The organism is Pseudomonas karstica, from assembly GCF_009707515.1.
Lineage (GTDB): Bacteria > Pseudomonadota > Gammaproteobacteria > Pseudomonadales > Pseudomonadaceae > Aquipseudomonas > Aquipseudomonas karstica.
Genome location: NZ_WLYI01000009.1, coordinates 115,771 through 130,463, shown reverse-complemented (window position 1 = coordinate 130,463; position 14,693 = coordinate 115,771). Strand labels below are relative to the sequence as shown.

The following is a 14,693-nucleotide window of genomic DNA, read 5'->3' as shown; positions in this document are numbered from 1 at the left end:
CGAGAGAATTGAATCAATGCCGCACATTTTGATCGTCGAAGACGAAACCATTATCCGCTCTGCCTTGCGTCGTTTGCTTGAACGTAATCAGTACCAGGTCAGCGAAGCTGGCTCGGTGCAAGAAGCCCAAGAGCGTTTCAGCATCCCCACGTTCGACCTGATCGTCAGTGACCTGCGCCTGCCAGGCGCGCCAGGTACCGAGCTGATCAAGCTCGGCCAAGGCACTCCCGTGCTGATCATGACCAGCTACGCCAGCCTGCGTTCGGCCGTGGACTCCATGAAGATGGGAGCGGTGGACTACATCGCCAAACCTTTCGACCACGACGAAATGCTCCAGGCCGTGGCCCGCATCCTGCGCGACCGACAGTCGGCCAGCAGTACGCCGGCCGAACGCCCCACCGGCAAAGTCGCCAATGGCGCCGAAAAGGCCGGCGCAGACAACAGCAACGGCGAAATCGGTATCATCGGTTCCTGCCCACCGATGCAGGACCTGTACAGCAAGATCCGCAAAGTGGCGCCCACGGACTCCAATGTATTGATTCAGGGCGAGTCCGGTACGGGTAAAGAACTGGTTGCCCGCGCCCTGCACAACCTGTCCAAACGCGCCAAGGCGCCGATGATTTCAGTGAACTGCGCGGCCATTCCCGAATCCCTGATCGAATCCGAGTTGTTCGGACACGAAAAAGGCGCCTTTACCGGTGCCAGCGCCGGGCGCGCCGGCTTGGTGGAGGCCGCCGATGGCGGGACCTTGTTCCTTGATGAAATCGGCGAACTGCCCCTGGAGGCCCAGGCGCGACTGCTGCGGGTGCTGCAAGAAGGCGAGATCCGCCGCGTAGGCTCGGTGCAATCGCAGAAGGTCGACGTACGGCTGATCGCGGCGACTCACCGCGATCTGAAAAGCCTGGCGAAAATCGGCCAGTTCCGTGAAGACCTTTATTACCGCCTGCACGTCATTGCTCTCAAGCTGCCGGCCTTGCGCGAGCGCGGCGCCGACGTCAACGAGATCGCCAACGCGTTCCTGATACGCCAGAGCGCACGGGTCAACCGCACCGACCTGAAGTTCGCCACCGATGCCGAGCAGGCTATTCGACATTACTCCTGGCCGGGTAACGTGCGAGAACTGGAAAACGCGGTGGAGCGCGCAGTGATCCTGTCGGAGAGCCCGGAAATCTCTGCTGAACTCCTGGGTATCGATATCGAGCTCAGTGACTTGGATGATGATGATTTCATCGGCCTGACCCCACAACAGGGCGGCGGTAATACCAGTCATGAACCGACGGAAGATTTATCACTGGAAGATTACTTCCAGCATTTCGTTCTTGAGCATCAGGACCATATGACCGAGACCGAGTTGGCCCGCAAGCTGGGCGTAAGCCGCAAATGCCTGTGGGAACGGCGTCAGCGCCTGGGCATTCCACGGCGCAAGACCGGGGTAGCCAGCGAAAGCTAAGGGTGCGCCCCCACAGGTAACACCCTCAGATGTGAAAAAACTGTTACCTCAGATATTTTGCGTAACAAAAGCCGGGGCTTACGGTAACGAAGCCCCGGCTTTTTTTCGCCCATCAAAAACCCGAAACCACTTCAACCCCCTGTTTTTACTGGGGCTGGCAAAAGTTGGCACGCACCCTGCTATAGGTTTAGTACAAGAACAATAACAAGCAATGTAAAGACAATAAAAATAAGACGAATCGACTCACGCACAATAAAAACAACACGGCGGAGGCGCAGCTAACTGATTCTTTTGGAGAGGCGTTGCATTTGGGGCTTGCCCCGCAACCAGGCCGAGAACAACAAAAACTGCCCTAAGGCAGAGCCTGAACTGGTTGGATCATTGATCATGGCAACACAGCGACCAAAGCAATCCGTTTGCTCTTGACTCTCGATTGAGAGTGTTATGAAGGTAAAGCTTCATGGCGAGGGCGATCAACAAAAACAAAAAGCCCAACCAATAATAAAAATAGAGCATGCAACTACTTCTGGGGGAGCTTCGGCTCCCCTTGTAGTTTCTGCGATTTAGCGCTTGCCCCCCCTTCTTTAAGCTTCTGGCTCAAGGCTTGCAGCTAGTTCCTACACCATCCCCCGACTAAATGCTAGAATCCCCGCCCATCATGCGGTCATTCTTGGTTATGGCCGAACATTCCTTCAAACAGTGCATCCCATGCTGAAGAAGTTGTTCCAGTCATTCCGTTCTCCCTTGCGTCGTACGCAACACAAACGCAGCACGCCTGAAGTGCTCAATAGCAGCCAGCATTCGCTGCAACGCGCCCAGTTCAGCCGTTATGCGGTGAACATCGTCGAGCGCCTGCAGAACGCCGGTTACCAGGCTTATCTGGTCGGTGGTTGCGTGCGTGACATGCTGCTTAATATCACCCCCAAGGATTTCGACGTCGCCACCAGCGCCACGCCGGAGCAAGTGCGGGCCGAATTTCGCAATGCGCGAATCATTGGCCGGCGTTTCAAGTTGGTGCATATTCACTTCGGCCGCGAAATCATCGAAGTAGCGACCTTCCGCGCCAATCATCCACAAAACGATGAAGAGGAAGACAGCAACCAGTCTTCGCGCAACGAAAGCGGGCGTATCCTGCGAGACAACGTCTACGGCACCCTGGAAGAAGACGCGCAACGCCGCGACTTCACCATCAATGCCCTGTATTACGACCCTGTCAGCGAGCGCATCCTTGATTACGCCAACGGCGTACATGACATTCGCAACAACTTGCTGCGCCTGATCGGTGACCCGACGCAACGCTACCAGGAAGACCCGGTGCGGATGCTGCGGGCCGTGCGCTTTGCCGCGAAGCTCAACTTCGGCATAGAAAAACACACCGCCGCGCCGATTCGCGAGCTGGCGCCAATGCTGCGAGAAATCCCCTCCGCACGCCTGTTCGAAGAGGTGCTCAAGCTGTTCCTTTCCGGCTATGCCGCCGACACCTTCGAAATGCTCGTGGACTTGCAGTTGTTCGACCCACTGTTCCCGGCCAGCGCCGAAGCACTGGAGTACAACCCGACCTACACCCACACCTTGATCAGCGAAGCGCTGATCAACACTGATCTGCGGATCAAGCAGAACAAGCCAGTGACCCCGGCTTTCCTGTTTGCCGCCTTGTTGTGGCCAGCGTTGCCTGCACGGGTACTGCGCCTGCAGAACCGTGGCATGCCGCCGATTCCGGCCATGCAGGAAGCGGCTCACGAATTGATCGCCGAACAGTGCCAACGCATTGCCATCCCCAAACGCTTCACCATGCCAATCCGCGAGATCTGGGATATGCAGGAGCGCCTGCCACGGCGCAGCGGCAAACGCGCCGACCTGTTGCTGGACAACCCGCGCTTCCGTGCCGGTTACGACTTCCTGCTGCTGCGTGAAAGCGCCGGCGAGCAGACCGACGGCCTGGGCGAATGGTGGACGGACTATCAGGATGCCAACGACAGCGGACGCCGCGAGATGATTCGCGAACTTGGCGGCAAGGGCGACGGCACGGGGGATGCACCGAAAAAGCGTCGCCGCAGCAGCACCAGCAAGCGCAAACGGAGCGCTGCCGATATACCGAACGCGTCTGGCGAGTAACGACGGTGGAGCGTATCTACATCGGCATGGGCAGCAACTTGGCTGCCCCGGAACAACAATTGCGCTGCGCAATCGATGCATTGGCAAAACTGCCAGAGACCACGCTGGGGGGCGTCTCCGCCTTCTATCAAAGTGACTCCCTGCTCCCGGGCCAACCGCGCTACACCAATGCGGTCGCGGCCCTGGACAGCACCCTGGCCCCCCTGGAGTTGCTTGATGCACTGCAAGCCATCGAGAACGAACAGGGCCGTGAGCGCCTTGAACGTTGGGGCCCACGCACGCTGGACTTGGACATCCTGCTGTTCGGTGACCGACTGATTGATGAACCGCGCCTGAAGGTACCGCACTACCAGATCCATCTGCGAGCATTCGTGCTCTACCCTCTGGCCGAACTGGCACCCGCCAGCCTGCAATTGGCCGATGGCCGCCTGCTCAGCGACCTGCTCACCACCTGCCCGTTCGTGGGCCTGGAACGCCTCACTACAGCCTGACGCGAACGGAGGCCTGGTTTCTGCCGCTGCCGAGGTACGAGGCTGCGATAAGGGCCGCAGGACCTTCAGCAATCTCAAGACCCCAAACGACTGCTGCGCAGCCGATCGCAGGCTGCGCCAGCGGCTACAGTTGATCGGTGATCGGTTTTGTAGCCGCTGTCGAGGCACGAGGCTGCGATAAGGACCGCAGGACCTTCAGCAATCTCAAGACCCCAAACGACTGCTGCGCAGCCGATCGCAGGCTACGCCAGCGGCTACAGTTGATCGGTGATCGGTTTTGTAGCCGCTGCCGAGGCACGAGGCTGCGATAAGGGCCGCAGGACCTTCAGCAATCTCAAGGCCCAAACGACTGCTGCGCAGCCGATCGCAGGCTGCGCCAGCGGCTTCAAGTTTTCGCAGGCATGCCTGGCTCTCACATCTATTTGTGACCTTCGACACCCTTTTGAATGACTCCCCCTGCTGAATCGCATCAGTAACAGAGGTAACACCCAGTCCGTAACAATGCGGTAACACATGCAATTGACTTCCCGGGTCCTCCTCACGACTATAGGCGTCCCGCTGCCGCCAATCCGGCGCTAAAGGGCGCAATCCAGGCCTTATAAGCACTGATACTCAAGAAAGTGCGCCTGTATAAACGAAGACTCACGCGCGTTACTCGCTGTTTCCAAGCGCCTGAACGAGGACCCTTTTCATGCCAGACATTACCCTGACCACCTTGCAGAGCCTCAAACTCAAGGGTGAAAAAATCACCATGCTGACCTGCTATGACGCCACCTTCGCCCAGGCTTGCTGCCAAGCCGGGGTTGAAGTGTTATTGGTGGGCGACTCCCTGGGCATGGTTCTACAAGGGAATGACAGCACCCTGCCCGTCACCACCGCCGAGATCGCTTACCACGTCGCCAGCGTCAAGCGCGGTAACGATGGGGCAATGATCATCGCCGACTTACCATTCATGGCTTACTCCACAGTCGAACAGACCTTGAACAACAGCGCCCAACTGATGCAGGCCGGTGCGCACATGGTCAAGCTCGAAGGCGCGGCCTGGCTGGCCGAGCCGATTCGACTGCTGGCCGAACGCGGCGTGCCGGTCTGTGCACACATGGGCCTTACGCCACAATCGGTCAACATTCTCGGCGGTTATAAAGTCCAGGGCCGCAGTGAGGCCCAGGCACGCCAGATGCGCGCCGATGCCATCGCGCTGGAACAAGCCGGTGCCGCGATGATTGTGCTGGAATGTGTTCCCAGCGAGTTGGCGGCGGAAATCACCCAGGAGGTAAAGATCCCGGTGATCGGCATTGGCGCAGGCGCTGATACCGACGGCCAGGTCCTGGTCCTGCATGACATGCTGGGGCTGGCGCTGACCGGTCGTGCACCGAAGTTCGTGAAGAACTTCATGGCCGGCCAGGACAACATCCAGGCCGCCCTGAGCGCCTACGTCACTGAAGTCAAAGCCGTTACCTTCCCAGGCATCGAACACGGATTCTCTGCATGAACACCGTTAACACCGTACGCGAACTGCGAGCTGCCGTTGCCCGCGCCCGCAGCGAGGGCAAACGCATCGGCTTCGTGCCAACCATGGGCAACCTGCACAGTGGCCATGCGGCGCTGGTGAGCAAGGCTGCCCAGCGGGTGGACTTCGTGGTGGCGAGCATTTTCGTCAACCCGCTGCAATTCGGCGCGGGCGAAGACCTGGACAAATACCCTCGCACCCTGGCGGCGGATCAGGAAAAATTGCTCCAGGCCGGCTGCAACCTGCTATTTACACCCACCGTCGAAGAAATGTACCCCGACGGCATGGCCGGCCAGACCCGCGTCAGCGTCCCACATCTGTCCGAAGGACTCTGCGGCGCCAGCCGTCCCGGGCACTTTGAAGGTGTGGCGACCGTGGTCAGCAAACTGTTCAACATGGTACAGCCGGACCTGGCCGTGTTTGGCCAGAAGGACTACCAGCAACTGGCGGTCATTCGTGCCATGGCGCATGACCTGAACATGCCGATCCAGGTTATCGGCGAGCCAACCGTACGCGCCGGTGACGGGCTTGCCCTGTCGTCCCGCAACGGCTATCTCACCGCAGAACAGCGGGCAATCGCACCCGTGCTGTACCGCAGCCTGAGCCTGATCGCGGCAGCGATCGAAGCCGGCGACCGGGATTTCGCCAAGCTGCGCGCAGAACAGGTCCAACAGATCGAAGCTGCCGGCTTGCGCATGGATTATCTGGAAGTCCGCCAGGGCCTGCACCTGCGCCCTGCCACGGCCGAGGACCGCGACGTGGTGATCCTGGTGGCGGCGTATCTGGGAGCTACCCGGCTGATCGACAACTTGCACTTGAACCTGGGCGCATAACCCCCCGCCCGTTGCACTGCCTGATGGGCCGGTATAAAAAAGTACCGGCCACAGCGCAGACAAAGCCAAGACAGATCGATACGCTAGGTTTAATGTAACCGCCCTACGCTATTTTTAGCGTTGACCAGAACCTGGCGCTTCATCGTTTTCGTTATAAAAAAAGCCGGACGTTCCGGGCTTTCAAGTGTCCTAGAGGCAGTCCCCGTAATAAAAAGGAAACCCGCAGCGATGGCGTATTACCGCACCCCACATGACGTTACCGCTCTGCCCGCCTGGCAAGCGCTCAATCAACATCGCCAAGCCATGCAGGATTTCAGCATGCGCGAAGCCTTTAATGCCGACCCCCAGCGCTTTAACCAGTTCACCCTGAGCAGTTGCGGGCTGTTCCTCGATTACTCGAAAAACCTGATCACCCGCGAAACCCGCGACCTGCTGGTGGGGCTGGCCAAGGAAGTCGACCTTCAAGGCGCGATCAAGGCGTTGTTCAACGGCGAACCGGTCAACTCCTCCGAAGGCCGCCCGGCGCTGCACACTGCCTTGCGCCGCCCAGTGGGTGACAAGCTGTCAGTCAATGGCGTGAACATCATGCCCGACGTGCACAAGGTGCTGAACCAGATCACCGACCTGGTGGGTCGAATCCACGACGGCCTGTGGCGCGGTTACACCGAGAAGCCGATCACTGACGTCGTGAATATCGGTATCGGTGGTTCATTCCTCGGCCCGGAACTGGTGTCCGAAGCACTGTTGTCCTACGCCCAAAAAGGCGTGCGCTGCCATTATCTGGCGAACATCGACGGCAGTGAGTTCCATGAACTGACCATGAAGCTACGTGCCGAGACAACGCTGTTCATCGTCTCGTCGAAGTCTTTCAACACCCTTGAAACCCTGAAAAACGCCCAGGCCGCCCGTGCGTGGTACTTGGCTCAAGGGGGCTCGGAAGCCGAGCTGTATCGCCACTTCATTGCCGTTTCCAGCAACAACGCGGCAGCCGTGGCCTTCGGGATCCGCGAAGAAAATATCTTCCCGATGTGGGACTGGGTCGGCGGCCGTTACTCGCTGTGGTCGGCCATCGGTTTGCCGATCGCCCTGGCCATCGGCATGTCGAACTTCAAGGAACTGCTGTCCGGTGCCTACACCATGGACCAGCACTTCCAGAACGCGCCGTTCGAACAGAACATGCCGGTACTACTGGCCCTGCTGGGCGTGTGGTACGGCAACTTCTGGGGCGCGCAAAGCCACGCAATCCTGCCGTATGACCACTACCTGCGTAACATCACCAAGCACTTGCAACAGCTGGACATGGAGTCCAATGGCAAGAGCGTGCGTCAAGATGGAACGCCGGTTACCACCGACACAGGTCCAGTTATCTGGGGTGGCGTAGGTTGTAACGGCCAACATGCCTACCACCAGTTGCTGCACCAGGGCACCCAGTTGATCCCAGCCGACTTCATCGTGCCGATCGTCAGCTTCAACCCAGTGTCCGACCACCATCAGTGGCTGTATGCCAACTGCCTGTCCCAGAGCCAGGCGCTGATGCTAGGCAAGACCCTCAGCGAAGCCGAAGCCGAGCTGCGTGAGAAAGGCATGCCCGAGGCCGAGGTAGAGAAGCTGGCGCCGCATAAGGTGATCCCGGGCAATCGTCCTAGCAACACCCTGGTAGTCGAGCGCATCAGCCCTCGACGCCTGGGCGCATTGGTGGCGATGTATGAGCATAAAGTGTTCGTGCAGAGCGTTGTCTGGGGCATCAACGCCTTCGACCAATGGGGCGTGGAGCTGGGCAAGGAGTTGGGCAAAGGCGTCTACAACCGCCTGACCGGTACTGAAGAAGAACCGGCCGACGACCCTTCGACCCAGGGTTTGATCAATTACTTCCGCGGTCGTCACCGCGGTTGATCTGAGTCGCCAAAGGCCAACGTCCGTTTGGACGTTGGCCTTGAACCCATCCGCCACTGAGTGCATCTTTATTGCTTGTCGCAAAACAAGAATAAGGATTTCCCATGTTCGATATCAGCACGTTTCCCACCGCCGATGCCGTCCGCCGGGCTGCGCAGCTCAGCCAAGAGGACTACCAACGCCTCTACCGCCAATCCGTCGAGCACCCTGACACTTTCTGGGCCGAACAAGCCGAGCGCTTTCTCGACTGGATCACTCCCTGGCACAGCGTCCAGCAATCAGACATCAAGACCGGAGCCGCCCAATGGTTTGCCGGTGCCCAGTTGAACGTCAGCTATAACTGTATCGATCGGCATCTGGCCCAACGCGCCGAACAACCGGCCTTCATCTGGGAAGGTGATGATCCGACAAAATCGTCCAAAATCACCTACCGCCAACTTCATCAAAACGTCTGCCGCCTGGCCAATGTGCTGAAAAGTCGTGGTGTTAAAAAAGGCGATCGCGTGTGTATCTACATGCCCATGATCCCGGAGGCCGCCTACGCGATGCTGGCCTGCACGCGCATTGGCGCGGTGCACTCGGTGGTGTTTGGTGGGTTCTCGCCGGACGCCTTGCGCGACCGTATTCTCGACGCTGATTGCCGCACGGTGATTACTGCGGACGAAGGTGTACGCGGCGGTAAAGCCGTTGCACTGAAACAGAATGTCGATAAAGCCCTGGCCAGTTGCCCGAATGTCAGCACCGTACTGGTGGTGCAACGTACCGACGCAGCGGTCAGTTGGGTTGAAGGGCGTGACTTGAAATATCAGCAAGCGCTGGATGCCGTAAGCGATGACTGCCCGCCCGAGCCCATGGAGGCAGAAGATCCGCTGTTTATCCTCTACACCTCCGGCAGTACCGGCAAACCCAAGGGGGTCCTGCACACTACCGGCGGTTACCTGCTGCAAGCGGCGATGACCTTCAAGTACGTGCTCGACTACCGCGACGGTGAAGTGTTCTGGTGCACCGCCGATGTCGGCTGGGTCACCGGGCACAGCTATATCGTCTATGGGCCACTGGCCAACGGTGCGACCTCACTGATGTTCGAAGGGGTGCCGAGCTATCCGGACAGTTCACGGTTCTGGCAGGTGATCGACAAGCATCAGGTGAATATTTTCTACACCGCACCGACCGCGTTGCGCGCCCTGATGCGTGAAGGTCATGGCCCGTTGGAGAACACTTCCCGCACCAGTCTGCGACTGCTGGGCAGTGTTGGCGAGCCGATCAACCCCGAAGCCTGGGACTGGTATTTCAATGCAGTGGGCGAACAGCGCTGCCCGATTGTGGATACCTGGTGGCAAACCGAAACCGGCGGCATCATGCTCAGCCCGCTGGTCAGCGCTCGGCGGATCAAACCAGGGTGTGCCACTCAGCCAATGTTTGGCGTACAGCCGGTGTTGCTCGATGAACAAGGCAAGGAAATCAGTGGCGCCGGCAGCGGCGTGCTGGCCATCAAATCCAGTTGGCCCGGACAGATCCGCAGTGTGTATGGCGATCCGCAACGGATGATCGACACCTATTTCAAACCCTACCCCGGCTACTACTTCACCGGCGACGGTGCGCGGCGGGACGAGGACGGCGATTACTGGATCACCGGACGCATCGATGATGTGATCAACGTCTCTGGCCATCGCATTGGCACCGCCGAAGTGGAAAGTGCCCTGGTGCTTCACGACAGCGTGGCAGAGGCCGCTGTGGTGGGTTACCCCCATGACGTCAAAGGCCAGGGCATCTATGCCTTTGTTACCCCAATGAACGGCGTGGAACCCAGCGATGCGTTGAAAAAACACCTGCTGGATCTGGTCAGCAAAGAAATCGGCAGTTTCGCCAAACCGGAGTTGATCCAATGGGCGCCGGCCTTGCCGAAAACCCGATCCGGCAAGATCATGCGGCGCATTCTGCGCAAGATTGCCTGCAACGAGTTGGATAGCCTGGGAGATACCTCGACCCTGGCCGATCCCGGGGTGGTCGATGGCCTGATCGATAAGCGCCTGAATCGATAGGAAACCCCACTCGGTGAAACCTGTACCGCTGCCGAGGCAGCGGTACAGGCGCCATGCCATAGCTGTTAAACTCCTGCGCCCCCATCACCCAGCAAGGCGCGCTCCATGTCTTCCTTGAATCAGGCGCTGCGCGCCGCCCTCGATCACCGCCAAGACCTGATCAAAGAGCTGCACCAGCAAGGCACCGACTGCTATCGGTTATTCCATGGCAGCCAGGAAGGCGCTGGCGGCCTGACGATCGATCGTTATGGCCCACAATTATTGGTGCAAAGCTTCCATCAATCGCTGGATGGCGATGCATTGCAGACACTGCATCACATCATCAACCAGTCTCTGGGCCTGGAGCTGCTGCTGGTTTACAACGACCGCTCCCGGGGCAACTCGCGTATCGACCGGGAAGACACGGTCTACCGCGCTGAACCCACCGCCCTGGATGATCTGGTCGGCCACGAATGGGGCCTCAATTACCGCGTACGTGGCCGCCATGCCGGGCAAGACCCGCTGCTGTTCCTCGACCTGCGCAATACCCGCGGCTGGGTCAAGGACCACAGCGCCGATAAAAGCGTCCTGAACCTGTTTGCCTACACCTGTGGCGTGGGCCTGAGCGCAGCAGCAGGCGGTGCCCGTGAAGTGTGCAACCTGGATTTCGCTGAAGGCAATCTGGCGGTCGGTCGGGAAAACAGCCAACTCAACCCGCAATTACCGGAGATGGAGTTTGTGCAGTCCGATTACTTCCCGGCGATTCGCCAATTGGCCGGTTTGCCAATCACCCAGCGTCGTGGGCACAAACTGCCCAGTTACCCACGCCTGGAACAACGCCAATATGACCTGGTGTTGCTCGACCCACCAGCCTGGGCCAAAAGCGCCTTCGGTACCGTCGACCTGCTGCGCGACTACCAAAGCCTGCTCAAGCCGGCGCTATTGGCCACCGCCGACAATGGCGTGTTGATCTGCTGCAACAACCTGGCAAAAGTCAGCATGGACGACTGGCGCAACCAGGTGCTGCGCTGCGCCGAAAAGGCTGGGCGACCGGTCCGCGATTGGCAAATCATGGCACCTGGCGCGGACTTTCCGTCCCAGGACCAGCAGCCGCCGCTCAAGACACTGATCCTGCAGCTGTAAGACTCGTCCTGAAAGAGTCGACTAGCAGGAATAAAGGCATTGTTCTTCGGAACCGCAAACCCGTGCCATACTCCAAGGCACTTCTTGATCGACATAGATGGCGTCTCACATGCCCAAAGGATTGACTCGCGCCGCTGGCGCCTTGCTGACCGCCCTTGCACTGTATAGCTTGCTGGGCTTCCTGATACTACCTGGCATCGCCCTTCGCGTAGCTAATCAACAACTGGCTAATTACGCCACGGTGCCGTCCCGCATCGAGCGTATCGAGCTCAATCCGTTCAGCCTTGAACTGACCCTGTGGGGCCTGAAAATCGGCGAACCCGGCAAGGAGCAAGTGGGTTTTGAACGACTCTACGCCAACTTGCAGGTCGACAGTCTCTGGACCCGCGTCCTGCACCTCGCCGATGTGCAGTTGGACAAGCCCCGGACCGAACTGCTGTTCGACAAGTCCGGTACTCTCAACCTGGCGCAACTGTTCAAACTGCCTCCCAGCGAGCCAACCCCGACGGATCCCGACGCCAAACCGTTCCCGCTGCGTATCGAGCGCATCAAGCTGGCTGGCGGTTACGTGCACTTCCAGGATTTGCGTCCCAGTGAGCCCATTGAGTTTCTCTACGACAAACTCGATTTCGAGTTGAAAAACCTCAGCACCCTGCCTGAAGACAACGCCGACATGACCCTCGTCGCCGCAGGCCCTGAAGGTGGCCAGATCGACTGGACCGGCAACTTCAGCCTGGTGCCGATTGCTTCCGAGGGCAAATTGAAGGTAACCGACGGCCAGATGAAAGTCTGGTGGCCGTATGTACGAGATGCCCTGCCGCTGGTTCTGGAAGACGGCATCCTTAACCTCAGCACCGACTACAAGTTGAACCTGGCCAAAGAAACCGAGCTGAACCTGACCAATGCCTCGGTGAGCATCTCACCGTTTGCCATCAAAGCGCCGGATGGTCGGCCACTGGCCCGCCTGGAGCGCCTGGACGTCAGCGAAACCACGGTAGACCTGGCCAAGCAGCAAGTGATCGTAGGCAAGATCCGTAGCAACAAACTCGAAACCTGGGCTGCCCTCGAGGCCGATGGCCAACTGGACTGGCAGAAACTGTTCGCCAGCCAGCCGAGCAAACCTGCCACTCCCCCCGAACCCGCTAGCGCAGCGGCCACTGCAGACTCACCAAAACCTGCACCTGCTGCACCCAGCAAACCCTGGCAGGTCCTGCTCAAGGACGTCCAACTGCGCAATTACCAGGTCCATCTGGCTGATCGCCAGGCAAAACCTGCGGTAGCGTTGGAGTTGGGCCCGCTGAACGTCGACCTGCAGAATTTCGACAGCCTCAACCAAAGCCCCTTCACCCTCAAGCTCGACACTGGCCTGGGTAAACAGGGCAAGATCCAGGCGGCCGGCGAGGTCAACCTGAACCCGGTGAGTGCCAAGCTGAAAGTAGACACCAAGGACATCGACCTACGGGTCGCCCAGTCCTATATCAGCCCGTTCATTCGCCTGGAACTTCGCAGCGGCATGCTCGGCAGCAACCTCGATGTAAACCTCAAGAGCACCGAGCCCCTGGCCTTCCAGGTCACCGGCCGCGCCCAGGTGGACCAGTTGCATACCCTGGACACCCTCAAGACCCGCGACTTCCTGAAATGGCAGCGCCTGGTGCTGGAAGGCGTGAACTATCAACACGGCAACAGCCTGTCCATCGACAAGGTCAATCTGCTGCAACCTTACGCGCGCTTCATGATCAATGATGACCGCACCACCAACATCGACGACCTGCTGATTCCCCAGCCTGCCAACAGCGGCGCCAAGACGGCGGCCAAACCTGCGACCAGCAAGGAGAAACCGCTGGGTATCCATATTGGTCAGATTGCGATCAATGACGGCTCGGCCAACTTTGCCGACTTCAGCCTGACCCCGAACTTCGCCACGGCCATCCAACAACTCAACGGCCAGATCGGCACCATTGACAGTCGCGCGGCCAAACCGGCCAGCGTCGACATCAAGGGCAAGGTGGACCGCTACGCGCCGGTGACCATCAAAGGCAGCGTGAATCCGTTTGATCCAATGGCGGCACTGGACATCGCCACCAGCTTCAAACGAGTCGAACTGACCGCCTTGACCCCTTATTCCGGTAAGTTCGCCGGGTTCCGTATTCGCAAGGGCCGGCTCAATCTGGATCTGCACTATGTCATCACCAAGGGACAGTTGAAGGCCGAAAACAAAGTAGTGGTCGAGCAACTGCAACTGGGTGAGAAAGTCGACAGTTCCGATGCCGTTGACCTGCCGATCCGCCTGGCAATTGCCCTGCTCAAAGACACCGACGGCAAGATCTCCATTGAGTTGCCAGTGACGGGTGACTTGAACAACCCGCAATTCAGCGTGATGCCGATTGTCTGGCAGACCCTGCGCAACCTGGTAGTGCGTGCGGCCACAGCGCCATTCAAGTTTATCGGTGGGCTGGTTACCGGCGCAGGTTCGGAAGACCTCGGCAACGTGTCTTTCGCCGCGGGCTCCAGCGAGCTGGGCAAGGACTCCGAGTCGGCACTGAACACCTTGGCCAAGGCACTCAAGGAGCGCCCGACCCTGCGCCTGGAAATCGAAGGCACCGCCGCCGCCAGCAGTGACGGGCCACTCTTGGCCGAGCAACGACTGGAACGTGAATACCAGTACAACTATTACAAGATGCTCCAGCGCCGTGGCGATAAAGTCCCGGCCCAGGCGTCGCTGTTAGAAGTGCCGGAAAGCACGAAAGCACCGCTGCTGGAGGGCATCTACCGCACACGCCTGAAACAACAGCCCCCGGCCGAGTGGAAAGACCTGAGCCGCGACGACCGCACAGCGAAGCTACGAGACGGCGTGATCAAGTTCTGGAGCGCCAGTGAAGTGTTGCTACGTCAACTGGGCCAAGATCGCGCCAGCGCTATCAAGGACTACCTGGTAGACAAGACGCAGTTGGAGGATGACCGGGTTTACTTCATTGATGCCAACCTGGGTGAGGCGCAGAAGGATGGTCGAGTCATTACACCGATGCACCTGGACAGCGAATAACTGATCTGAAGGCTACCGCATCCCTGTTGCGAGCGGGCGTGCCCCCTCGCCATAGCCGCCCCCAATAGAACAGGCCCCGACACAAGTGCCGGGGCCTGTAATGACCACATCCATGTGGCCCGTCGCATGAACCTGTCAGGCGCTTTGAGCGGATGTTTAACGCGCTCCTCGCCTACGCCCAGCTCAGGCGTATC

9 protein-coding genes are annotated in these 14,693 nt (G+C 59.1%); all 9 read left to right on the top strand.

The window, feature by feature from the left end:
* Nucleotides 1–16 precede the first annotated feature (16 nt).
* Nucleotides 17–1,450 (top strand): sigma-54-dependent transcriptional regulator, encoded by a 1,434-nt coding sequence (locus GIR22_RS08925; RefSeq protein WP_154742975.1) that lies wholly within the window; start codon nucleotides 17–19, stop codon nucleotides 1,448–1,450.
* A 708-nt stretch (nucleotides 1,451–2,158) separates the two neighbouring features.
* A complete protein-coding gene (locus tag GIR22_RS08920) occupies nucleotides 2,159–3,565 on the top strand; it encodes a polynucleotide adenylyltransferase PcnB (protein WP_154742974.1) in 1,407 nt (468 codons plus the stop codon).
* A gap of 5 nt (nucleotides 3,566–3,570) precedes the next feature.
* On the top strand, nucleotides 3,571–4,056 hold the full coding sequence (folK, locus tag GIR22_RS08915; RefSeq protein WP_178122165.1) for a 2-amino-4-hydroxy-6-hydroxymethyldihydropteridine diphosphokinase: 486 nt from the start codon (nucleotides 3,571–3,573) through the stop codon (nucleotides 4,054–4,056).
* Between the two features lie 691 nt (nucleotides 4,057–4,747).
* Nucleotides 4,748–5,548, top strand: a complete 801-nt coding sequence (panB, locus tag GIR22_RS08910) for a 3-methyl-2-oxobutanoate hydroxymethyltransferase (protein ID WP_154742973.1) — start codon at nucleotides 4,748–4,750, stop codon at nucleotides 5,546–5,548.
* Nucleotides 5,545–6,399, top strand: a complete 855-nt coding sequence (panC, locus tag GIR22_RS08905) for a pantoate--beta-alanine ligase (RefSeq protein WP_154742972.1) — start codon at nucleotides 5,545–5,547, stop codon at nucleotides 6,397–6,399. Before panB ends, panC begins: the two co-directional genes overlap by 4 nt.
* 228 nt (nucleotides 6,400–6,627) lie before the next feature.
* Nucleotides 6,628–8,292 (top strand): glucose-6-phosphate isomerase, encoded by a 1,665-nt coding sequence (gene pgi, locus GIR22_RS08900; protein WP_154742971.1) that lies wholly within the window; start codon nucleotides 6,628–6,630, stop codon nucleotides 8,290–8,292.
* A gap of 104 nt (nucleotides 8,293–8,396) precedes the next feature.
* On the top strand, nucleotides 8,397–10,334 hold the full coding sequence (acs, locus tag GIR22_RS08895) for an acetate--CoA ligase (protein ID WP_154742970.1): 1,938 nt from the start codon (nucleotides 8,397–8,399) through the stop codon (nucleotides 10,332–10,334).
* 105 nt (nucleotides 10,335–10,439) lie between these two features.
* Entirely contained in the window at nucleotides 10,440–11,456 is a 1,017-nt protein-coding gene (locus GIR22_RS08890) for a class I SAM-dependent rRNA methyltransferase (RefSeq protein ID WP_154742969.1), read from the top strand.
* A 109-nt stretch (nucleotides 11,457–11,565) separates the two neighbouring features.
* The gene (locus tag GIR22_RS08885) at nucleotides 11,566–14,499 is read left to right on the top strand and encodes a DUF748 domain-containing protein (protein WP_154742968.1); all 2,934 of its coding nucleotides are present in this window, start codon (nucleotides 11,566–11,568) and stop codon (nucleotides 14,497–14,499) included.
* The last annotated feature ends 194 nt before the right edge of the window (nucleotides 14,500–14,693 follow it).